This window comes from Mucilaginibacter sp. R-33 (assembly GCF_049949235.1).
In the GTDB taxonomy this organism is placed as follows: domain Bacteria; phylum Bacteroidota; class Bacteroidia; order Sphingobacteriales; family Sphingobacteriaceae; genus Mucilaginibacter.
The window spans coordinates 967,800-988,977 of sequence record NZ_CP188089.1 but is presented as its reverse complement, the minus strand read 5'-3'; the positions used below and the strand labels follow the sequence as shown (position 1 = coordinate 988,977).

Below are 21,178 nucleotides of genomic sequence, written 5' to 3'. Positions count from 1 at the left end.
ATGGGAAAACCTACAGGATTTCAGGAGTTTAATCGCGAACTTCCATCAAAAGTTCCGGCTGCTGAACGCGTTAAGAACTATAACGAATTTGTGAATTTATATACTGAAGAAAAGCTTAACCAGCAATCGGCCAGGTGTATGAATTGCGGTATCCCTTTCTGCCATTCGGGATGCCCCCTTGGTAATATCATTCCTGAGTTTAACGATGCCGTGTATCGTAAAAACTGGGAAGAAGCTTACCATATATTATCATCAACCAATAACTTCCCTGAGTTTACAGGCCGTATATGCCCTGCCCCATGCGAATCTGCATGTGTGTTAGGCATCAACAAACCGCCTGTTGCTATTGAGGAAATTGAGCGCCATATTATCGAGATAGCTTATGAGAAAAACCTTGTAAAACCAACTGCACCGCTTGTTAAAACGGGCAAAAAGGTAGCCGTTGTAGGTTCGGGCCCTGCGGGCCTTGCCGCTGCCGCACAGTTGGTGAAAGTTGGCCACACCGTTACCGTTTACGAACGTGATGACCGTGCAGGTGGTTTATTACGTTATGGCATACCCGATTTTAAACTGGAAAAATGGGTTGTTGAGCGCCGCGTTGAAGTAATGGAAAAAGATGGCGTTGTATTTAAATACAACAGCGAAGTTGGCGTGAACGTAGCAGCCGATGAACTGGTACGTAATAACGATGCAGTGATTTTAGCAGGAGGTTCCACCATTCCGCGTAATCTTAACATTCCGGGCCGTGAGTTAAAAGGCATCCATTTTGCAATGGACTTCCTGAAACAGCAAAACAAGCGTGTGAGCAATATTGAAGTTACTGCAGAAGATATTATAGCTACCGGTAAAGACGTAGTGGTAATTGGCGGTGGTGACACCGGATCAGACTGTGTGGGTACTTCAAACCGCCAGGGTGCTGCATCAATCAAGCAATTTGAGGTGATGTTCCAACCGCCGGCTCAGCGTACACAGCATATGCCATGGCCTACTTACCCAATGGTACTGAAAACAACAAGCTCACATGAGGAAGGTGCCGACCGTTTTTGGGGTGTTAACACCTTAGAATTTTTAGGTGATGAAGAAGGTAACCTGCGCGCGTTAAAAGTAGTTGATGTTGAATGGGAGCAGGATTTCATGGGTCGCCCGGTAAAATTCCATGTGGTTGAAGGTTCGGAGCGTGAGATACCTTGTCAGCGCGTATTCCTGGCTATGGGTTTCTTACATCCACAGCATGATACTTTCATCAGCCAGCTTGGCGTTGAAATTGACGACCGTAAAAACGTTAAAGCCAAAGAAGGTGTTTACCGTACCAACGTAAGCAAAGTGTTTACAGCAGGCGATATGCGCCGCGGACAATCATTGGTGGTTTGGGCTATATCTGAAGGCCGCGAAGCTGCCCGCAAGGTTGACGAGTTTTTAATGGGCCACTCTCTGCTGGAAAGTAAAGACGCTGTTAACCAGTTTGACCAGGTGTTTTAGTGGTAGAGATTGCAGGTTTGAGATCAGAGGTTAGTTACTTCTTTGAAGAGATCTCCCTGTCATATCGTTTTTAATTACAAAGCCGGGTTTTGCCCGGCTTTGTTGTTTGTTCCGGTTTATCTTTCAATTTTGCCGGCCAATTCCTTATCATTTTGCTTTTTAAGATCTGGCAGCATCTTTTTTGCCTGCTTTTGCCAGTCCAAATCTTTATCAACTCGTTCATAATAAGTATGGTAGCTACTAAAATCAAGCTTTGAAGCTCCCGGCGTGTACGGACCACTAACAGCCAGTTGCAAGTTATTGTCTTCTTCATCATAATAGCTCTTGTAGTTGAATACATAAAACAGTTTTCCCTTATCGGAGATTGTACCTAAAAGTTTTATGTGACTTGGGCTTTCATCTTCATCAGTGGCAATGGCGTTTTGATAAACGCATAATTTAGCAAAAGCAGCCTGTGTTTTATATTTTTCAGGAACCCTTGCAAGTTGTTTTTCTTTATCGAGCTCCAGCATCAGATCATAGCGTTGAGCAATGCTGTCCAAAAGCCTGTTCACCAAAATCTGACTTACCGGCAATCGATTTTTAATACGTGTAATTACAGCGGTTGGCAAATATTTTTCTATATCGTTTTGCTTTATTATCTTGTTGGTAAAACCAGCTGTTATGGGCTGCCCTTTAATTTTTTGCATTAGTGACAAGTAATAATAAACCGGCAAATACATTTTATTACTATCTTTTTTGCTCAACAGGTTATCAAGATCGCTATTGGCAAACGTTACTAAATCGTTAAAATGAGCACGGATAAAATCATCATATTGGCCCTTCTTATTTCCGGCTATTTTTTCAAATACCATCAACAAATTTGAACGGTAATCTTCATTTTTTAACAGTGGTATAATACGCTTATAATTAGCTACTACATAATCATTTGAATCAATAAGGGGCACAAATGAGTTATAATTATATTCGGCTTTGGGTGCCGGGATATTGGTGAGCAGGTCCAGATATAGGTTATACCCTTTTTGTTTATCAATCTGAGCAATTGCCGCCAATATATCCGGCTTTACATTGGCGTTTATCTGCGAATTTTTATATACCGATGCAAGCACGTCGATGGTCTTATCATCATGTGTTGATTCCAGTATACGTACCAGTTTATGGGTTGTTCCCTCATAGGTGCTGTCATTGGCGTAGCTTTTTTCAAGAGCTTTATAAACATAAGCCAACTCATCCTTGTTAAAATCATAATATGACAAGGCACCATGAGCGTATTTAAATTTGGTTGTATCGGTTGATGCCAAGCCATCAGCAATTTTGGATGCTTTTGAAGATGCCAGATCTATTGTATTAGTTGGCTTTATCTTCTTTACCGAATTATAAAACGCGTTACTGGTTTCGTTAAAAAGCTCCTCATCGGCCAGGTAACCTGTTAAATAAAACAGATCTCCGTTATCAATAAGTATCCTGTTCCGTTTCCTGGTGCCGTTTTCCTTATTTTGAGTTATAAATTCATGCCCCTTGATGCCATTAACTGTTATGGTATCATCTTTCAAAAGGGTATCGGTGTATTTTATCCTTTTATGCGTAAAAGAATGAAATATGGAATCCACGCTTTTAGCGCGATAATATCCGCTTATTCGCGCATGTTCAATACCATATAACCCACCCGAAGCAAGGTTGGTTGAATACATTGTTACCGAATTACCAAAAGCAGAAGCATAACTACTATCAACAATACTTTTTGCTTTTTGAAATACTCCTGCTGTGAAATTGCCGCCATCAACAGGATATTGATCCATTACCGCCTTATTATAGGGTAAAAGCTTAAAGGATTCAAAAAAGTCGTCGTTAGTTTTATCATCCTTAGCCCCAGGCTGCAAATTTTGTCTTAATAGCACATAAGTGCGGTTACCTCTCAACAGCAATTGTATTTTGCAGTAATATTTTTCGGCCATAAGCACCTCTTCTTCCAAGCCCTCGTATCCCTCTTTTATAATTTTATGGGGAGCTTTGATGATTTTGGTGGCATTACCAAATAATTGGTTCATATTTCCAAACAATGCTTTCCTGTCAGCAAGATAAGTGCCTTTAGGATAATCGTTATACCTGATGATGTAATTTTCGATATTATTCGTATCGATAGCCATTAAAAGATGGATGCGATAAGGCTCACTCAACGAATCTCCGGATGGAAGTTCCTTTAATATTGGTTGGGGATTGCTCGGCAAATGAACAGAAAACGCAGCCGTATCATTTTTATAAGTTATCCAGGCTGGATTAGATTTTGGAACCGGTTTGAATGTTTGAAATGAATCAAAAAACCTGTTTACGTAAGGTGAACGGATAGTTGACAGCTTCAACCCTGCATAAACCATATATAAATAATCGTTTACAACCATGAACCTTGCACGCAGGGTTTGCCCCTTGGTTTGCATTATCAATTCCCGTACTTTCTGACCATTTACAATAATGGTATTCTGACTCAAAACCCGATCTTCTGATTTCTTTTTGAAGTTGCCGGTCATATTGTTTAATACCTTTTCCGCATCAACAGGTTTAAGACCCGATCCTATTTTTGTAGAATACACGCCCATAAAAACCTCGTTGGCTATATCAGCATAAATAACGGTAGGCATTTCATAAAATATTTTTGTTTTAACAGGCGCAAAAGGCAGGTTTATGGAGAAGCCATCACTTTCATATTTGTAGATTTCCCAGTTAAATTTGGTAAAATCGGTATTAAATTTATCAGCAACGCCGGTAAAACTGGCTTTAACAGGTGTAACCGTGTAGCCCGCGTTTCGCAGCAAGGCTATTAAACCGTGCCCGCCAGGTAAATGCGCAGCTCCCACCGCCGAAAACATAGTTTGATTATGAATATGATTAACAATACTGTTAAACATAACCTTGTTTCGTGTGATAAGCTCGTCATCATTCAACTGTTCCTCGGTCATAAACGCCTTCATATTATCAAGGTTACCGGCACTATATAACCTGATCATAGTTTCTATAGCGTCAAGATATCTTGCATCGCTCCCTTTATCTTCTTCTACCAGGTCTTTTACACGTTCTTTGATATTTGACCGCAGGCCAAAGTAACTATCAAACTGTTCAGCCGTATTCTCCAGTCCATAAACTTCTTTACCAAGGCTTTGGGCTACTCCGTACAAATAAGCATCAACAACCGCGGCCTTATCGCCCGGTTTATCATATTCAGGCCGCATTGCCGCTTCAAGGCTCATTGGGTCCATATTACCCATATCATAACCCTTTTTCTGTTTAAAGCGCTTTGAAAGTTTAGCATACTCTGCAGGCGAAAGCCATTTGCGAAGGCTGCGCAAACTATCGCGTGAGCCGAGCTGATTAAACATGGTTTTAATCAGGGTATCGGGCTGTACCTCCAGGGCAAAAGCCGAAGTATTTTTGATTGCCAGCATTACCGAATCGCTAAAACCAAAGGCACGCTTATCTTTTACGTGCATGGTACCAAACAAATACGAAGACTGAGTTAAGCCTTTTCCGCTAATGCGCCACAGCAAGGTATAATTACTTCTTTGCTGGGCCGAAACTAACGACGAAATTATAAACAATAATAAAAAAGTGTAGTATCTTAATTTTAAACAAGCTGTAAGTGATCTAAAAAAAGAGGGTTTTGATAAGTAAAATTTGATCATATAAAATTGTAACAGGTTTAAGCAAGCACTAATATAAAAGATATTGGCATATCGAGTATTCCGAAGCGATAACTTTATGCAAAATTAACAAGCAATAATAAAAAGGCACCTGTTGGGGAACAAGTGCCTTTGGAATAAATAGGATTACGATATTGTTTTTTTTACTTCTCCAGATAATCTTTAAGCGATACGCCCGTAATATGTGTCCAGCCGGCAACAAAATTTTCTTTTTTGAAGGAATCCAACGGCGGGAAAGTTTCCAGACCGCTGTGGGTGAGGATTAATTTGGTGCCATTCCCTTCAGGAAAAAGTTCCCACGTAACTTCCGAGTCGCCTTCGTAGCCATCATATCGCCAGGTATAAGCAATGATTTTACCCTCAACAACTTTAGTTACCCGGCACAGGTGACGGTATTGAAAATTATCCTTATCTCCCGCCGTAAATTCAAATTCAAATCCTACCTCGGGTTTAAATTCGGCAAGGTCAAAATACCATTCTTTCATTTTTTCTTTAACGGTAATGGCTTCCCATACCTTTTGAATAGGCGCCGAATAAACACGTTCAATTACAAATGGTTGTGTGCTCATAGTTTGCTGTTTTTATGGTTATCTGTATTTTGTTCGTTGGTTAAAAAAGCGTCGAGGCCATCCAGTTTCTGCGTCCAAAACCGGCGGTATTGCTCTGCCCAGTCTGTAACTTGCTTTAACTGTTTCAAATCGGCATGGCAATAGCGTTCCCTCCCCTGTTGCTTAATAACGAGCAAGCCGCATTCGGTTAATATTTTTATGTGTTTGGATACGGCCGGCCTGCTGATATCAAAATTATCGGCCACGGCATTAAGGTTCATTTGCCGGCTGGCCAGCAGGTTAATGATCTCGCGGCGGGTTGGGTCGGCAATGGCCTGGAAAACATCTCTTCGCATAGTAACAGAACGGAAACATGAAACCGTTCGGTTACAAATATAAATGAAACCATTTGGTTACGCAATATCTATTTTAATTTTCTTAAAAAGACGCAACACGCACCTACAGGGTGCTACTTTACTTTCAACATACTTATTTACAAGCATATGCAATACACTCCTATCCTCAAATCATTTCATTATTCGCCAAATAAGCGATATGGTTAGCAAGCGGCAGCGCCTATACCATAGGTAATTTTACGTAGTGAAAATTGGGTGATTATACCTATTTCGGGGTATTGTTTTTTGCCATATTTTTATCACACCTGAATGTCTAATGCAATTTAATACAATGGCAGTACGTATAGTATCTATAAAAACCGACACCGCACCGCACAATAACCCGTATGTGGCCATCGACTCACTTGAATGGATCAACGAGCGGATCAATGTAAAAGGCCTCACCGAAAGGTCGAAACTTTATGACTGGATAAAACATGAGGATGGTGAGGCTTACATTATTGATGACAAAGGCAACAAAACCAGTTTGATCCCTGCTGTTTGTCCCCAAGGCAACAAGTATGTTAAAACGGTTTACGACGAATCGAAACCCGACTATCTGCTTGACTTACCGGAATGTGCCTGAAAAGTTGCTACCAGTTTTTAAAAGGATGAACGCTTAACCTGGCATTGTAATACCGATCATCGCCGGTTACCTCAGTTGTTACCCATGGCGGCAGTTCAAACTCTTCATCCTCGCTCCCAAGTTCAATTTCGGCCATCAGCAAACCCTGGTTATCGCCTAAAAACTCGTCAACTTCCCAAAGTTTACCGGCGTGGTGGATGTTATAGCGATATTTTTCCAGTTCAGAGACTGCAAAGTTATCAAGCAACTGAATACCATCAGTTTTGGGAATAGTATATTCAAACTCGCTGCGGCTAAAACCTTCTGTACTCCCTTTTATAGTGATATATGCTTCTGTATCAGTAACCCGTACCCTGATAGTTTTCTTTTCATCACTAAAAATGTACCCCTGCCTGAAATGCACTGTTTCAGGCTTTGTTACCTGCTGCCATTTCTCCTGATCTACCAAAAATTTACGTTCTATTTCAATTGCCATCAGCTTATATCCGATTTACTTACAATCTGCAATTTTAGCATTATTTAACATTTGGGCGTTGGTAAATATCATATATTTATAATATATCGAACCTATATGCTAATTGCTAAACCTTTTACAAATTTAACCTGCATTGTTTTGACTTTGTTTTGCCTTGGCTGTAAACACCGCAACATTGTTAAACACAACGGCGAAAAAGATCTGATCTCATTTAAACCTGTCTTTGGCATCAGCTATACCGAAATTGCGCGGCGTTCACAAAACGGGCTATCATTTAACCATTTTGGTTACCAGTTAGAACCGGAATGGAAAATGCGATTTGTTTCAAATGATTCAACAAGCATCTACAGCCCTACAAAAAAACGATTCATCAACTTTCCACTCACACGCGGTTATGATTCCATTTTTAATACTGCCCGCTCCTGGTTAAAAGTTAAAGCAATGACAAAAGACAGCATGATCATTGAATTGCTAAAGGCCTATGCAGATTCGGTTGATACGCGCGGCGCTAAAGTTTACATGGTTTTTTATTCGGATAAGTATATAAACAACGTACTTCATGGCGATATAAGCAAATGCAAAAGTCCCAGCCGAAGAGATACTGTATATATACAATCATTAACCAATGCAGCGGGTAAAGATTTTACCAAAGCATTTGCCGCAAGACAACCTGTGGAGATTGAAAGCAAAAGCCCGCATGTTACTTTTAGTAAACGCCATACAGAGCCAACCATGCTTAACAACTTCGATGCTTCTTACGATTATATGAACCCGGAGTTTGATATTGCCATCGATAAAGCCTACAGCAATTTTTACTATTCATTCTCCATTTTCGTTGATCCGGCCGGGCAAATACACTATGGAAAACCCCTTACGGCATTTTCGGAGAAAAGCTACGAGGAAAATTATATTCACCTCTCTACAGCGGTAATGAACAGTTACCTTAAATACTACCTGAACTTTATTCCCGGTAAAACACTTGGTATAGTGCATACCAGCGAGATAGCCGTTCATGTTACAGGAAACCGGGGCGTGTAGATTTAAGTCACGAGGTTATGTAACCTCCTCATTTTAGCGTTCATAATAAGTCATATATTTAACAAATACCTATATGATAACTAACAAACCTATAGCAAAATTAACCTGCATCGTTTTTGCTTTGCTTTGCATGGGCTGCAAACAACGTAACATTGTTAAACACAATGGCGAAAAAGACCTGATTTCCTTTAAACCTGTATTGGGTATCAGCTATACAGAAATAGCGCGCAGATCAGATAATGGGCTGTCATTTAATAACTCCGGTTATCAATTAGAGCCGCAATGGAAAATGCAATTCGTTTCCGATGACTCAGTCAGCGTTTACAGCCCGACAAAAAAACAATTTATCAATTTTCAGCTAACCCGCGGATACGATTCCGTTTTCAATACCGCCCGCACCTGGTTAAAAGTTAAGACCATGACTAAGGATAGCATGATCATCGAAATGCTTAAAGCTCGCAGCGATTCGGTTGATACTCGCGGCGCAAAGGTTTATATGGTTTTTTATGCCGATAATTATATTAAAAACACACTTCACGGCGATTTGAGCAAATGTAAAAGCCCCAACCGCAAAGACTCGATATATATAAAGCAGTTAGCCGAAGCTGCCAATAAAAACATTAAAAAAGCTTTTGCAGCCCGGCAACCGGTTGAGCTTAGCAGCAGCAGTAACCGGATAAAAATAAAAAAACTCCATACCGAGCCAACCATGCTCAACAATTTTAACCCATCCGACTATATGCGCCCCGAGTTTGACATCACTATTGACAAAGCCTATGCAAACTTTTACTACTCGTTCTCAATTTTTGTTGACCCCATGGGGCGGATGTATTATGGTAAACCCCTACGGGTATTTTTCGAAGAAACTCAAAGGGAGAGCAACACCCATCTTTCAAAAGCTGTAATGGAAACTTACCTCAAGTTTTATCTCGATGTGAAGCCAGGCAGTACGCTTGGCATTGTGCATGCCAGCGAGATTGCAGTAAACGTTACCGGCAAAAGTGGCTTGTAACGATATCGGTCCATTTTTTAGCCATTTATCAAATTATCTATATCTTTAGCAGCAATGCTACTTATCAATTTTAAAATGTTAAAAACGGCAGCATTTGGGCTGCTCTTCATCATATCTGCCTTTATTTCAGGTTGCGGCAGCGGCCCTTCAGGTAAAAAGAAAAGAGAGCTGATCTCCTTTAAACCTTACAATGGCATCAACTACTCCGAAGTATCCAGACGTCAAAAAAACGGGCTCTCGTTTAACGAATATGGTTATCAACTGGAGCCGCAATGGAAGCTAAAATTTGTTTCAGACGATTCGATAAGCATTTTCAGTCCAACAAAAAATGCTTTTATTAATTTTCCGCTAACCCGTGGCTATGATTCAATCTTCAATGCAGCGCGTTCATGGTTAAAGATAAGGCAGATCAATAAGGACAGCATAACCATGGAGATCCTGATCCAGAAAGGGGATTCACTTGATGTAAAAGGCACCAAGGTGTTCATGCGATTTTTTGCTGATAATTATGTAAAAAACGTTTTGCACACCGATACCGCTACATTAAGAAGGCCAAGCCGTGCCGATACTGTATTCATCCGTTCGCTTGCCGCTAAAGCAACTGCAGATTATACCAAGGCTTTTGCAGCCAGACAGCCGGCCATAATAACCAGCAAAAGCCCGCTGGTAACCGTATCTCGCCGTACTACCAAACCGGATATACTTAATAATTTCGATAACTCTGACGATTACCTTGACCCTACTTACGACATCGTGATCAAAAACGCTTATAAAGATTTCTATTTTTCCTTCACCATGTATGTTGATGATAAGGGCAAGTTGTACTACGGCGCCCCGCTTGTTGGATTTAACGGCGACCAGGAAAGAGAGGCTGATTATATCCATACCTCAAAAGCGGTTGTGGACAGCTACTTTAAATTTTACCTTAATGTAAAGCCCGGTACTACCCTGGGCATCATCCACTCAAGCATGGTCTCGGTACATGTTGAGGGCAAGGCCAAAACTGCAGCCAAGTAACAATTGTGCTATTTTGTATAAGCGTATAGCTTTTAGCGTTTAACTTTCGCAAGCGGCTAAAAAAAGCATTTGTAAAAAAGTGTTAAATAAACAGCCGCTAAAAATGCAATACGGCTAAATGTTTATATTAGCCCCTGTTACTTCTTTAACTTATATTGATGATCATACGTCGATTTTTACTCCTATTATGCCTGTTAACCGCATTTGGCGCATCTGTTTTTGCCCAGCAGGATAGCATCCCCCTAACAACCATAATCGAAAAAACAAGCAAGTTTAACAGCAGCTACCCTATCGAGAAGGTTTACCTGCATACAGATAAACCTTATTACGCTGTTGGCGATACCATTTGGTTTAAGGCCTATGTAACCATTGAAAAGCACCAGCCATCGGCATTGAGCCGCATTGTTTATGTCGACCTGATCAACAACCGCGATTCCGTAGTTGAGAGTCAGCGCATCGCAGTTACAAATGGTTTTGCAAGCGGTAACATTGTGCTTAACGGCGATACTTATAAACAGGGAGCTTACCGCCTGCGAAGCTACACCAACTGGATGCGTAATTTTGACCCGGATTATTTTTATGACCATACTTTTAATGTTGGCAACGCCATAGATAACCAGGTACGCACCAACATCACTTATAAAAGTTCAAGCAAAAGAACAGGCGTTAAAGTTGATGCCACCATCCTTTACAAAGGGCCGGACAACAGTCCGTATGCCAACAAAAAAGTAAACTGGCAACTGATGAAAAACGGCGACCCCGTAAGCAAAGGCCACGGCGTTACAGACGATAAAGGCGTATTGCAGGTTGACCTGCCCGAAAGCCAGGCCGATGTAATTACCGGCGGTATCCTGGTTACATCCGTTGACGTTGGCGACCGTAAAACTATCAGCAGCAGCTTTTCTATGCGTACAGCCGTTAAAGGCTATGATGTGCAGTTTTTTCCGGAAGGAGGGCAGTTAACCAACGGAATCCGCACAAAAGTCGCTTTTAAGGCTATAGCCTCAAGCGGGCTGGGCGTTGATATCAAAGGAACTATTGTTGATGATAAAGGCGCTGAGATTGCCCAGATCAGCAGTGCCCATTTAGGAATGGGCATCTTCGCTATCACTCCCGATATCGAAAGATCATACAAAGCAAACATTACTTTCCCCGATGGATCACAGGCTACCTATAATTTGCCTCGCGTACAATCAATGGGAATAAATATTGCCGTTTACAACAATGATCCAACCAATCTCACTGTAAAAATATCGGCTAACGATTTGTTTTTTCAGCGCAAACAAAACAAAAGTTTTTACCTGGTAGCGCAAAGCGGCGGCGTTATTTACTATGCGGCTCAAACAGTACTGCAAAGCACAGTTTATTCGGCCAATATCCCTAAAAGTAAGTTCCCTACAGGTATTGTACAGGTAACGCTGTTTTCATCGGGCGGATATGCTTTATGCGAGCGGATTGTATTTATTCAACATAATGACCAGATGAACCTGGCCCTTAAAACTGATAAACCATCCTACAGTACAAGGGGGAGTGTTAAGATCACAGTATCGGCAAAAAACAATACAACCCCGGCCGAAGGCAGCTTTTCGGTAGCTGTTGTTGATGATGGCACGGTACCATCAAATGAAGATGCAGAATCAACCATATTAAGTAATATGTTGCTTACCTCCGATCTGAAAGGTTACATCGAAAAACCGAACTATTACTTCAACAAACCCGATGATGAAAAACTGGCCAACCTGGATATTTTGATGCTTACCCAGGGTTACCGTCGTTTTGATTATGAGGATATACTGGCCGACAAAAATCCGCCTATCTACCTGATGCCGGAGCAAGGCATTGACGTAACAGGAACATTGAGGACCAATGCAGGTCTTCCGGTAGCCAAAGGCAGCTTAAGGTTATTGATTCCAGATAAAAACTTTTCGGCAGAAACAATTACCGATATGTCGGGCAATTTTAAATTCTCAAACGTGAATGTGCCGGATACATCAAAAATTACCCTGAGTGCCCGCAACAACCCTAACGGACGCAACATGGTTATATCGGTTAATGGCGAAGCTTATCAAAAACTAAGCAAAAACAACAACATCCCCGATGAGATCCTGAATATTGACAGTACTTTCCGCCCTTATTTACAAAACAGCTATAAACAATATCAAAGCTCACGCACTATAAAGGAAGTTGTTGTAAAATCAACCAAGATCGTAAAAAAAGCCAGCCATGCCGATTATGGCACCTTCTCAGGTTTACCTATGCAGGCGGACCATGAAGTATCGGCACAACAATTACAGGGCTGCCCTTTGTTGTTAAACTGTTTATCAACCATGGCAATGGGCCTTACCTATATTGACAACAATTTTTACGTTACCCGCGATTACAATGCAGGCGGCCGCACCCCGGTGCAGGTATATGTGGGCAGCCTGCCTGTTGATGCCAACTTTTTATCAAGCATACAATCGAGCGAGGTTGAATCTGTGGAGATCTTTTTAAATGATGGGGTAAGCGGCATCAACCGTAGTACCCAAACCAAGGGCGTACTGGTGATTAACAAAAAGGTTGTTAAAAAACAAAAGATAACACTTGCACAACTACAGGAACTTATTCCCAAGCAAAATGTGATCACTTTTGCAGTGCAGGGCTATACCAAGGCCAAGGAGTTTTACTCGCCTAAATATGACGTAACCAAAGCAGGCACGCTTGGGGGTGACTTACGTAATACGATTTATTGGAAACCTAACGTAATTACCGATAAGGCAACCGGTACGGCAACTATCAGCTTCTTTAACAGCGACCAACGCGGCTCATACCGTGCTATAATTGAGGGAATTGACGCCGAAGGTAATATAGGCCGAAGTGTGATCCACTACAACGTAAAATAAACCAGCACAAATTTTGCTGACAGACTAAAAAGCCCTGGTTGCTAAAAAGCAGCCAGGGCTTTTCATTTATCCCTATTTGTATCAATTTATTAGCTTTTGGCTTTGGGCATTCAGCTTTTAGCTATTAATAGTTATATTAGTACAACCAATTAATTTAAACATTATCATCATGAATTTTCAACTTATCAACTGGCTGGCCGTTGTGGTTGCAGCATTATCCGCGTTTTTAGTTGGCGGTATCTGGTACTCTCCTGCCCTGTTTGCCAATGCATGGATGGCAGATAATAAGCTTAGCAGTGCCGAGCTTCAGGCATCCAGCAAAGGGAGGGCCTTTGGCTTTACAGCCTTCTTTTCTATCATTATGGCTGTAAACCTCGCTATGTTTTTAGCCGATGCGAAAACTGATCTTGCCTGGGGAGCGACAGCGGGTTTTCTTGCGGGCATCTGGACGTTTTGCGCTATCGCTATTCACAGCCTGTTTGAGCTCAAAAGCTGGCGGCTGATCTTCATAAACGGCGGCTATAGCGTAGTGTCCCTAACCCTGATGGGCTTAATATTAGGTACCTGGAGATAAGATGATTATTCACTAATAGAAAACGAATTTATGCGAATTACACGAATAGCTATCGAGCCTTAATTCGTGTAATTCGTTTACACCATTAGTGCAATTAATGCAGGTTCAAAATGACACTGATGTTATATATTCCATGAACAATACTGATGCTTTTTAGTTGAACTTTACAGTAGTCAATCCAAAATACATTACCATGGCAAGCACAACAAGTTCATTTGAAAAAACATTCACCATTGGTGGCGACATTACCATTAATCGTTTAGGTTACGGCGCAATGCGGATTACCGGCAGCGGTATCTGGGGACCGCCAAAAGATAAAGAAGAAAGCATCCGTGTATTAAAACGCGCTGTCGAGCTGGGCGTAAACTTCATTGATACCGCCGATAGTTATGGGCCAAATGTATCGGAAGAGTTAATTGCCAAAGCCTTGCATCCATATCCTACCGACCTCCTGATAGGTACCAAAGGCGGTTTATTACGTACTGGCCCTAACGAGTGGCCTGTAGATTCTTCGCCGGAGCATTTAAAGGAAGCTCTTGAAGGCAGTCTGAAACGCCTCCAGGTTGATCGTATAGATCTGTACCAACTACACCGCATCGATCCTAAAGTTCCTGCCGAAAAATCATTTGAGTTTTTGCAAAAAGCACAGCAGGAAGGTAAGATCAGGCATATAGGCTTATCTGAAGTAAGTGTTGAAGATATCAAGCTTGCCCAGCAATACTTTGAAGTAGTATCAGTACAAAACATGTACAGTGTTGACAACCGCAAATGGGAGGCCGAACTGGAATACACCCGCGATCATAACATCGCCTTCATTCCATGGTTCCCGCTTGGCGGCGGTAATGTACAGGGCGAAGACATGTTGGGCCGTATTGCCGCCAAACACGATGCTACCATTCACCAGGTGGCGTTAAGCTGGTTATTGCATCATTCGCCAAATATCCTGCTCATCCCCGGCACATCCAGTGTTAAACACTTGGAGGAGAATATGAGAACCGCCGATATTCAGCTGTCAGATGATGATATAGATGTATTGAACAGCCTGTCTGAAGCATAAATAAACCATTTGAAGAGCTAAAATTAAAAGGATGTCATTAATTTGGCATCCTTTTAATTTTGAATCAAATTGAAAGGAATGAACACCGGCAGCTATTATGAAACATTAGTCCTGAATGAAAAGTAAAGAAGAAATACTAAACAGCTATAACACTACTGGCAAGGATGGCCTGCCGGAAATATCAGCCGAAGACCTGCTCAACGCTATGGAAGCCTACAAACAACAATGGGCCGAAGCGGCTTTTAACGCAGCAAGGAAACAAAGTAACGAAGCTTACGAGTTTGAAACTTTTAATGATTTTATGGCGAGTACCCAGGCTAAGGAACAGGTACAGGATGACTTCAGTGCTATGATAATCGCGGTAGCTGATAATTTAGTCGCCAATTTTTTGCCTGATGACAGTTCGGTAAATCAGTTTGATTTTAATTTTACGATGCAGGGCAAAGGTTATACTGCTTTTTATGCTAAAGATGCTCAGGGATACTGGCAAATGAGCAGATGGGCGGAGCAGTAGGCAGTGGGCAGTTTTGAGTTAGCAGTTTGCAGTGAAAATCTGTTTGACATTCTGTGATATTCGCTGTCCGAAGTCTCTGACTTCGAACAGCGGAGTTTTTTTGTAACTGCAAACAGCAGACTAATGACTGCAAACCGTGTTAAACGTCTGCCACTTTAAAGGGTTTTATATCAACACTTTCCCATACTTTTTGAGTAACATACGGATCATTTTGTTTCCAGGCTTCCATCTCTTCGTCGGTTTCAAACTGTACTATCATGGTTGAGCCAATCATCTTGCCTTCATCGTTTAGCATGGCTCCTCCTAACACAAAATTACCATTGGCTTTTAAAACCCTGGCACCATCAAGATGATGAGGGCGGGCACCTAACCGACGTTCAAATGCTTCGGCATCGGTATAATCGTAGGCGGTAACGAGGTATTGTTTCATGGGTATCTATTTTAATTGGTATTTAAATAACATGCATGCAGTTTTTGCGCATGCATGCTTTATCAGGTCCGAATATCTGCAAAACTATCCCATTAAAATAAATTAAAAATTAAATTAAATTTATAACTGTAAAGTTGACAATTTTTACAATATTTGTTTCCCGAAAAACCAACCTGAATAATGAAGAATAATTTACACCAGGAATTTATTAAGATCTTTAACAAAGAAGCAGACAACGCGTATTTTTCGCCCGGTCGTGTAAATCTTATTGGCGAACATATTGACTATAACGGTGGTTTGGTTATGCCATGCGCTATTACTTTTGGTACTTATTTACTAACTTCCCCTAATGAGGATGGCATTTTCCGCTTTAGGAGTTTAAATTTTAGTGAGCAAAAAGATATTCCTTTGCAAATCAGTTATGAAAAAACCGGCGAAAACTGGTTTAACTTTCCTATCGGTGTCATTGACCGCTTTATAAAGGATGGTCACCCGTTAAAAGGCCTGGATATGTTATTTTATGGCGATATCCCAATTGGCTCGGGTTTGTCATCATCAGCTTCTATCGAGGTGGTTACCTCCTATGCACTTAACGACTTGTTTAACAGCGGCTATAGCAAGCTCGACCTGGTTAAACTGTCAAAAGATGTAGAAAACAACTTTATAGGTGTTAACTGCGGTATTATGGACCAGTTTGCAGTTGCCTTTGGCGAAAAGAACAAAGCCCTGATGCTTAACTGCGATACCCTGGATTACCAGGCGGTTGACAGTAATCTTGGCGATTATGTACTTGCCATTATCAACACAAATAAACCCCGCAAACTGGCCGAATCAAAATATAACGAACGCGTAGAGGAGTGCCAGGCAGCCCTAATGGCCCTGCAACAGCAACTGGACATTAAATATCTTTGCGAGATCAATAGCACTACTTTTGAGCAATACAAACACCTGATAACAGATCCGGTTGTGTTGAAACGGGCCAAACACGTAATTGAAGAGAACGACCGTGTAAAACTGGCCGCAACGGCCCTTGCAGATAACAACCTGACCGAATTTGGCAGGCTGATGTACGCCTCACATGATTCCCTGCGCGATTTATACGAAGTAAGCGGTGTTGAACTGGACGCTGTTGCTGAATACAGCAAAACCAACCCTGATGTTGCGGGTGCCCGTATGACGGGTGCAGGTTTTGGCGGTTGCGCCATTGCTCTGGTAAAAGGTGACGCGTTTGATAATTTCAGCAAAGAAATAACCGAATACTACACGCAAAAAATAGGTTACGCCCCGTCTGTTTACAGCTCGCTTATTGGCGATGGTGTAGGCGTATTGGCTTCAGTGCTTAACTAACGGCTTTTTTGTATTTTTGTCGATGGACCATGGTCGATGGACGATAGCCATTTGCTTTAAACTATCGACTATGGTCTATGGACTATGGACAAAAAAATATGCGCAAATTAAAATTGGATGAGCTGAACCGGGCTACGGTTGATGAATTTAAAGCACAGGATAAATTGCCGGTAGCCGTGGTGCTGGATAACGTACGCAGTATGCACAATATTGGCTCCATTTTCCGCACCTCCGATGGTTTTGCGGTTGAACAGATTTGCCTTTGCGGTATTACCGCCCAGCCACCTCACCGCGAAATTGAAAAAACAGCCCTTGGCGCAACCCAGTCTGTTAACTGGACTCATTACGAAACTCCTCTGCAGGCTGTTGAACAATTACGTAACGATGGCTACCAGATCATAGCCATTGAACAAGCCGAAAACAGCACCATGCTTCACGAGTTTAAACCCGCTGAAGATGGCAAATACGCCCTGATTTTTGGTAACGAAGTAAACGGTGTAAGTGATGAAGTAATGCAAGCGATTGACGCCTGTATTGAGATCCCCCAGTTTGGCACTAAGCATTCGTTTAATATTGTAGTATCGGCAGGCATCGTGCTTTGGGATTTTTTTGCTAAGATGGCGATATAGAACCTCACCCAAACCCTCTCCAAAGGAGAGGGCTTAAAAAATTGCTTCTTAAAGTCTCCCCCCTCGGGGGAGATTTAGAGGGGGTTACTTCCTCAACACATAAAACGACATTTCCTTCCGCGTTACAAAACCAAGCTTTTCATATACTTTGATAGCTCTGTCATTTTCAGATTTCACGTGCAGAAATGGAATTTCAGCAACTTCTTTAATCCGTTTAACCTGATTCAATAACAGCCTACCGGCATATCCGCGTCCCAGGTAATCCGGATGGGTACAAACAGCACTGATCTCGGCATAAGGGGTAGGGTTTAAACGCTGGCCTGCCATGGCAACCAGTTTATCGCCATCAAAAATGCCCTGGTAATGACCAAATTCAATAGTTCGTTCTATAAAAGGGCCGGGATTGGTTAGTTGAGTGAGTTCGACCATTTGGCGCACATATTGTTCTGTAAGCGGCACCAGGCCTTCGTCCGAAACATCAGCCGGCACTTCCCCTTCAAAAACCATTTGCAGGCATTTCAGGCAATGTACTATTTTCCATTGTTCGGGAATTTCAATATCATGCGGGGCAATAAAGATAAAATGGCTCTCAAAGGGAATAGTATCGTAAAGCAGGTTAAAATAACCTGCAGATATTTCAGCGGTAGCAACAAAAGGTGAAACCTCCTTCGGGAAATATTTAGCTATATCATTACCGCCCGCAAAAGCTTTATTACCGGTGCTAAGCGCGTTCCAGGCTGGGTTATCAAGTACATGTTCCATCAAGGCAAAGCTATTAAAAATACCATGCAGCAGGGTTTGGGCTTGTCATTCAATTTTAATTTATTGCTTACATTAGCTTTATCCATTATAAAACGTTTACAATGAATGCCCTTGCTAAAAAACTGCTGATCAAACCAAATTCACGCTGGTTGTTGCAAAATGCGCCCGCAGGTTACCAGGATAGCTTGTCTCCCCTGCCGGATAATGCCAGCCTTGTATTTAACACCGAAGGCGAATTTAACGGTATCCAGCTATTTGTGACCAACAGTACAGAACTGACATCCGAACTTAAGGTGATCACTCGCCTTCTCAAAGCAGACACCGTTTTCTGGATCATCTACCCAAAGAAAAGCTCAGGTATCCAAACAGATCTGGAGATGATGAGCAGCTGGGACGCTCCGGCTCAGTATGGCTTGCGGCCTGTAGCATCAGCTGCTGTTAACGAAATATGGACTGCATTACGCTTTCGGCCGGTTGAAGCTGTAAAAGTTTCAGCAGAGCGTAAGGAGGCTGTGCGAAATAACGAATACGGCGATTATATTGACGTGGATAATAAAAAAGTAACTCTGCCTGATTATATAAAGCAAACGTTGGAACAATATCCGGGAGTGATTGATTACTTCCAGTCGCTGGCTTACAGCCATAAAAAGGAGTATGTACTTTGGATCCTTACAGCCAAACAGGAAAAAACCCGCCAGGACCGCTTAACTAAAATGGTGGAAATGCTGCAGAATAAAAAGAAGAATCCTTCGGATAAATAAAAAATTTCAAATCGTTACTAAACAAAAGCGCCCTGCATTTTCAACAAATACAGGGCATTTTTATGTTTAGTTTTATTTACCAGCCAGAGCCTTTTTTAGCATTACCATTTTTGATATGCTCTTCGGCAGTTGCTTTGCCCATGATGGCAGCCATTTTGTTACCTTCACTGTCAGTTCCTGTCGCAATGTATCTGCCCGATTTTACGTCGATAACGGGATTGATCATTGGTACATTTTTAGTTTTTGTTTTCACTGAATAAGCGGTGATGCCACTTCCTTTTTCTGTTGCCATGATAAGTTTCTTTTGTTTTTTAATGTTAACCCCATTTAAACTGAATTGTTTTCAGCACAGGTATAATTGGTTTCTATGCGTAAACATGCATCATTTTTTTTTAATTAAAAATAGCTGGCATAAATAATTTGTTAACAGATTTAAGTTTGTGTTAATAACGAATAAACCATCGTATCCTCAAAACGACCGTTATACAAATGATCTTCCTTAAAATAAGCCTCCTGCACAAAATTGTTTTTGAGCAATAATTTAATTGAAGCGAAATTCGCCGGACTTACATAAGCTCCTATAGAATGCAGTTTCATCACATTAAAACCATAGTCGATAGCGGCTGTTATTGCCTCCTGCATGAGCCCCTGCCCCTGGTATACCGGGTTTAAAAGATACCCGATCTCGGCACGGTGACTGTCTTTCTCTATCCGCCAAAAACCTATGCTCCCAATATATTTATTATTGTTTTTCAGGCAGATACACCAGGTAATGCCATCGTTTTTGCCAAGCAGGTCTTCTATCACGTCTATCAGTGCAATGGCGTCATCAATGGTTTTATTGATTGGCCGGTGAATGTACTGCATCATGGTTTCGTTCGATCTCATTTCAAACAAATCGGCAGCGTCATCACGAGTAAAGCGCCTTAATATAAGGCGCTCAGTTACCAAAACAGGAAACGGATTAAAGTTGGGGCTAAGCATAAATAAATAATGTTGATAACCGGCTACAATAGCGGCATTTTAAATAAAACTGTCCGCCTCGCGATATGCTTTAATTAATGCAAGCTCACCTTCTTTTCCTGTTCCGGCAGTACCATGCTCCATACCCATTACGCCTTTATAGCCTTTGTTATAAATGTGTTTGAATATATTTTTATAATTAACTTCACCGGTTCCGGGTTCTCTACGGCCGGGGTTATCCCCTATCTGGTAATAGCCTATCTCATCGTAAACCAAATCAAGTGTCGGGATAATATTACCCTGGTTACGCTGAACATGGTACATATCATACAGGATCTTACATGATGGACTTCCCACAGCCTTACAGATGGCATAAGCCTGGTCGGGTGTACGCAGGAACAGATCCGGATTATCGCTTAGCGGCTCCAAAACCATAATAATGCCGTGCGGCTCCAGTATGGCAGTTCCCTTTTTTATGGCTTCAATAACATTGCCTGTTTGCACACCGATAGGAAGTTTCCGCGCAAAATCACCGGGAACTACGGTAACCAGTTTGCTGCCTATGCGTTTGGCTACCTCAACCGCCTGCTTGCATGAGGCGACGAACTTTTCAACCTGGTCGGCATTGCCTGTTGCCAGCATGTTGCTGTCATTGCCCAGGCCTGGCTGCACAAAAACACCCATGGCCATACCCAGCTTTGCCAATGTATCGCCTATTTTTTTTTGCTGCTCAACCGGGCGGCCGCTCATCCCGTTATCCTCAATAGCGCGGAAACCTTTATCGTAAGCAAATTTTATCTGGTCGATAAAATCATCCCCTGCATGGTTTTTAAACATCCCGTCATGAATGCCATAGTTAAGGTTAAAAGGCTTATCGCCGGCTATAGCGGCTGCTTCATCTGCGGGTTCAGCACAGCCGGTAAGTGTGGAGGCTTTTAAAACACCTGAAGTAAATAACGAGGCCCCGGCCAGTACCGAGCTTTGAACAAAGTTTCTGCGTTTCATGAGGTTATAATT

21 protein-coding genes are annotated in these 21,178 nt (G+C 41.8%); 12 read left to right on the top strand and 9 right to left on the bottom strand.

Features of this window, described 5'->3' with window-relative positions; translation table 11 throughout:
* Positions 1 to 1,479: a glutamate synthase subunit beta gene (locus ACP26M_RS04410; RefSeq protein ID WP_426586509.1), complete on the top strand. Its 1,479-nt coding sequence runs from the start codon at positions 1 to 3 to the stop codon at positions 1,477 to 1,479.
* A 116-nt stretch (positions 1,480 to 1,595) separates the two neighbouring features.
* On the opposite strand, the gene ACP26M_RS04405 is transcribed toward ACP26M_RS04410, so the two are convergent.
* The 3 genes from ACP26M_RS04405 to ACP26M_RS04395 form a co-directional block, all read right to left on the bottom strand.
* On the bottom strand, positions 1,596 to 5,018 hold the full coding sequence (locus tag ACP26M_RS04405) for a TraB/GumN family protein (protein WP_426586507.1): 3,423 nt from the start codon (positions 5,016 to 5,018) through the stop codon (positions 1,596 to 1,598).
* Positions 5,019 to 5,314: 296 nt separating this feature from the next.
* Positions 5,315 to 5,740, bottom strand: coding sequence for an SRPBCC family protein (locus ACP26M_RS04400; protein ID WP_426586505.1), 426 nt, complete (start codon positions 5,738 to 5,740; stop codon positions 5,315 to 5,317).
* A complete protein-coding gene (locus ACP26M_RS04395; protein WP_426586503.1) occupies positions 5,737 to 6,075 on the bottom strand; it encodes an ArsR/SmtB family transcription factor in 339 nt (112 codons plus the stop codon). The genes ACP26M_RS04400 and ACP26M_RS04395 overlap by 4 nt, the downstream gene beginning before the upstream one ends.
* A gap of 331 nt (positions 6,076 to 6,406) precedes the next feature.
* Between ACP26M_RS04395 and ACP26M_RS04390 the strand changes: the two genes are divergently transcribed.
* Positions 6,407 to 6,700 (top strand): hypothetical protein, encoded by a 294-nt coding sequence (locus tag ACP26M_RS04390; RefSeq protein WP_426586501.1) that lies wholly within the window; start codon positions 6,407 to 6,409, stop codon positions 6,698 to 6,700.
* Positions 6,701 to 6,707: 7 nt separating this feature from the next.
* Here ACP26M_RS04390 and ACP26M_RS04385 read toward each other — a convergent pair whose 3' ends face one another.
* Positions 6,708 to 7,175, bottom strand: a complete 468-nt coding sequence (locus tag ACP26M_RS04385; protein WP_426586499.1) for a CYTH domain-containing protein — start codon at positions 7,173 to 7,175, stop codon at positions 6,708 to 6,710.
* A 138-nt stretch (positions 7,176 to 7,313) separates the two neighbouring features.
* On the opposite strand from ACP26M_RS04385, the gene ACP26M_RS04380 reads away from it, so the two are divergent.
* The 7 genes from ACP26M_RS04380 to ACP26M_RS04350 all read left to right on the top strand — a co-directional run bounded on the left by ACP26M_RS04380 (position 7,314) and on the right by ACP26M_RS04350 (position 15,269).
* Entirely contained in the window at positions 7,314 to 8,213 is a 900-nt protein-coding gene (locus ACP26M_RS04380) for a hypothetical protein (RefSeq protein ID WP_426586497.1), read from the top strand.
* A 73-nt stretch (positions 8,214 to 8,286) separates the two neighbouring features.
* Positions 8,287 to 9,225, top strand: a complete 939-nt coding sequence (locus ACP26M_RS04375) for a hypothetical protein (RefSeq protein WP_426586495.1) — start codon at positions 8,287 to 8,289, stop codon at positions 9,223 to 9,225.
* 75 nt (positions 9,226 to 9,300) lie between these two features.
* Positions 9,301 to 10,242 carry a hypothetical protein gene (locus ACP26M_RS04370; RefSeq protein ID WP_426586493.1) on the top strand — a complete coding sequence of 314 codons (942 nt, stop codon included), beginning with the start codon at positions 9,301 to 9,303 and terminating at the stop codon, positions 10,240 to 10,242.
* 158 nt (positions 10,243 to 10,400) lie between these two features.
* Positions 10,401 to 13,124 (top strand): carboxypeptidase regulatory-like domain-containing protein, encoded by a 2,724-nt coding sequence (locus ACP26M_RS04365; protein ID WP_426586491.1) that lies wholly within the window; start codon positions 10,401 to 10,403, stop codon positions 13,122 to 13,124.
* A gap of 169 nt (positions 13,125 to 13,293) precedes the next feature.
* Positions 13,294 to 13,698 carry a DUF1761 domain-containing protein gene (locus tag ACP26M_RS04360; protein WP_426586489.1) on the top strand — a complete coding sequence of 135 codons (405 nt, stop codon included), beginning with the start codon at positions 13,294 to 13,296 and terminating at the stop codon, positions 13,696 to 13,698.
* A 193-nt stretch (positions 13,699 to 13,891) separates the two neighbouring features.
* The gene (locus tag ACP26M_RS04355; RefSeq protein ID WP_426586487.1) at positions 13,892 to 14,755 is read left to right on the top strand and encodes an aldo/keto reductase; all 864 of its coding nucleotides are present in this window, start codon (positions 13,892 to 13,894) and stop codon (positions 14,753 to 14,755) included.
* Positions 14,756 to 14,870: 115 nt separating this feature from the next.
* A complete protein-coding gene (locus ACP26M_RS04350) occupies positions 14,871 to 15,269 on the top strand; it encodes a hypothetical protein (protein WP_426586485.1) in 399 nt (132 codons plus the stop codon).
* Positions 15,270 to 15,408: 139 nt separating this feature from the next.
* On the opposite strand, the gene ACP26M_RS04345 is transcribed toward ACP26M_RS04350, so the two are convergent.
* Positions 15,409 to 15,699 (bottom strand): YciI family protein, encoded by a 291-nt coding sequence (locus ACP26M_RS04345; protein ID WP_426586483.1) that lies wholly within the window; start codon positions 15,697 to 15,699, stop codon positions 15,409 to 15,411.
* A gap of 180 nt (positions 15,700 to 15,879) precedes the next feature.
* Between ACP26M_RS04345 and ACP26M_RS04340 the strand changes: the two genes are divergently transcribed.
* Both ACP26M_RS04340 and ACP26M_RS04335 read left to right on the top strand, forming a co-directional pair.
* On the top strand, positions 15,880 to 17,046 hold the full coding sequence (locus tag ACP26M_RS04340; RefSeq protein ID WP_426586481.1) for a galactokinase: 1,167 nt from the start codon (positions 15,880 to 15,882) through the stop codon (positions 17,044 to 17,046).
* 98 nt (positions 17,047 to 17,144) lie between these two features.
* Complete coding sequence (locus ACP26M_RS04335) at positions 17,145 to 17,675, top strand: RNA methyltransferase (RefSeq protein ID WP_426586479.1); 531 nt, start codon at positions 17,145 to 17,147, stop codon at positions 17,673 to 17,675.
* Between the two features lie 84 nt (positions 17,676 to 17,759).
* Here ACP26M_RS04335 and ACP26M_RS04330 read toward each other — a convergent pair whose 3' ends face one another.
* A complete protein-coding gene (locus ACP26M_RS04330; RefSeq protein ID WP_426586477.1) occupies positions 17,760 to 18,437 on the bottom strand; it encodes a GNAT family N-acetyltransferase in 678 nt (225 codons plus the stop codon).
* A 101-nt stretch (positions 18,438 to 18,538) separates the two neighbouring features.
* Between ACP26M_RS04330 and ACP26M_RS04325 the strand changes: the two genes are divergently transcribed.
* Entirely contained in the window at positions 18,539 to 19,198 is a 660-nt protein-coding gene (locus ACP26M_RS04325) for a YdeI/OmpD-associated family protein (protein WP_426586475.1), read from the top strand.
* Between the two features lie 76 nt (positions 19,199 to 19,274).
* Here ACP26M_RS04325 and ACP26M_RS04320 read toward each other — a convergent pair whose 3' ends face one another.
* From ACP26M_RS04320 to ACP26M_RS04310, 3 genes are all read right to left on the bottom strand, one after another.
* A complete protein-coding gene (locus ACP26M_RS04320) occupies positions 19,275 to 19,490 on the bottom strand; it encodes a hypothetical protein (protein WP_090526601.1) in 216 nt (71 codons plus the stop codon).
* A 140-nt stretch (positions 19,491 to 19,630) separates the two neighbouring features.
* On the bottom strand, positions 19,631 to 20,182 hold the full coding sequence (locus ACP26M_RS04315) for a GNAT family N-acetyltransferase (protein ID WP_426586472.1): 552 nt from the start codon (positions 20,180 to 20,182) through the stop codon (positions 19,631 to 19,633).
* A 39-nt stretch (positions 20,183 to 20,221) separates the two neighbouring features.
* Positions 20,222 to 21,166 (bottom strand): hydroxypyruvate isomerase family protein, encoded by a 945-nt coding sequence (locus ACP26M_RS04310; protein WP_426586470.1) that lies wholly within the window; start codon positions 21,164 to 21,166, stop codon positions 20,222 to 20,224.
* Between the last annotated feature and the right edge of the window lie 12 nt (positions 21,167 to 21,178).

Coding starts and splice junctions, on each gene's coding strand:
- ACP26M_RS04410 (WP_426586509.1), top strand. CDS start 1: ATGGGAAAACCTACAGGATTTCAGGAGTTTAATCGCGAACTTCCATCA.
- ACP26M_RS04400 (WP_426586505.1), bottom strand. CDS start 5,740: ATGAGCACACAACCATTTGTAATTGAACGTGTTTATTCGGCGCCTATT.
- ACP26M_RS04395 (WP_426586503.1), bottom strand. CDS start 6,075: ATGCGAAGAGATGTTTTCCAGGCCATTGCCGACCCAACCCGCCGCGAG.
- ACP26M_RS04390 (WP_426586501.1), top strand. CDS start 6,407: ATGGCAGTACGTATAGTATCTATAAAAACCGACACCGCACCGCACAAT.
- ACP26M_RS04385 (WP_426586499.1), bottom strand. CDS start 7,175: ATGGCAATTGAAATAGAACGTAAATTTTTGGTAGATCAGGAGAAATGG.
- ACP26M_RS04375 (WP_426586495.1), top strand. CDS start 8,287: ATGATAACTAACAAACCTATAGCAAAATTAACCTGCATCGTTTTTGCT.
- ACP26M_RS04370 (WP_426586493.1), top strand. CDS start 9,301: ATGTTAAAAACGGCAGCATTTGGGCTGCTCTTCATCATATCTGCCTTT.
- ACP26M_RS04365 (WP_426586491.1), top strand. CDS start 10,401: ATGATCATACGTCGATTTTTACTCCTATTATGCCTGTTAACCGCATTT.
- ACP26M_RS04360 (WP_426586489.1), top strand. CDS start 13,294: ATGAATTTTCAACTTATCAACTGGCTGGCCGTTGTGGTTGCAGCATTA.
- ACP26M_RS04355 (WP_426586487.1), top strand. CDS start 13,892: ATGGCAAGCACAACAAGTTCATTTGAAAAAACATTCACCATTGGTGGC.
- ACP26M_RS04350 (WP_426586485.1), top strand. CDS start 14,871: ATGAAAAGTAAAGAAGAAATACTAAACAGCTATAACACTACTGGCAAG.
- ACP26M_RS04345 (WP_426586483.1), bottom strand. CDS start 15,699: ATGAAACAATACCTCGTTACCGCCTACGATTATACCGATGCCGAAGCA.
- ACP26M_RS04340 (WP_426586481.1), top strand. CDS start 15,880: ATGAAGAATAATTTACACCAGGAATTTATTAAGATCTTTAACAAAGAA.
- ACP26M_RS04335 (WP_426586479.1), top strand. CDS start 17,145: ATGCGCAAATTAAAATTGGATGAGCTGAACCGGGCTACGGTTGATGAA.
- ACP26M_RS04330 (WP_426586477.1), bottom strand. CDS start 18,437: ATGGAACATGTACTTGATAACCCAGCCTGGAACGCGCTTAGCACCGGT.
- ACP26M_RS04325 (WP_426586475.1), top strand. CDS start 18,539: ATGAATGCCCTTGCTAAAAAACTGCTGATCAAACCAAATTCACGCTGG.
- ACP26M_RS04320 (WP_090526601.1), bottom strand. CDS start 19,490: ATGGCAACAGAAAAAGGAAGTGGCATCACCGCTTATTCAGTGAAAACA.
- ACP26M_RS04315 (WP_426586472.1), bottom strand. CDS start 20,182: ATGCTTAGCCCCAACTTTAATCCGTTTCCTGTTTTGGTAACTGAGCGC.
- ACP26M_RS04310 (WP_426586470.1), bottom strand. CDS start 21,166: ATGAAACGCAGAAACTTTGTTCAAAGCTCGGTACTGGCCGGGGCCTCG.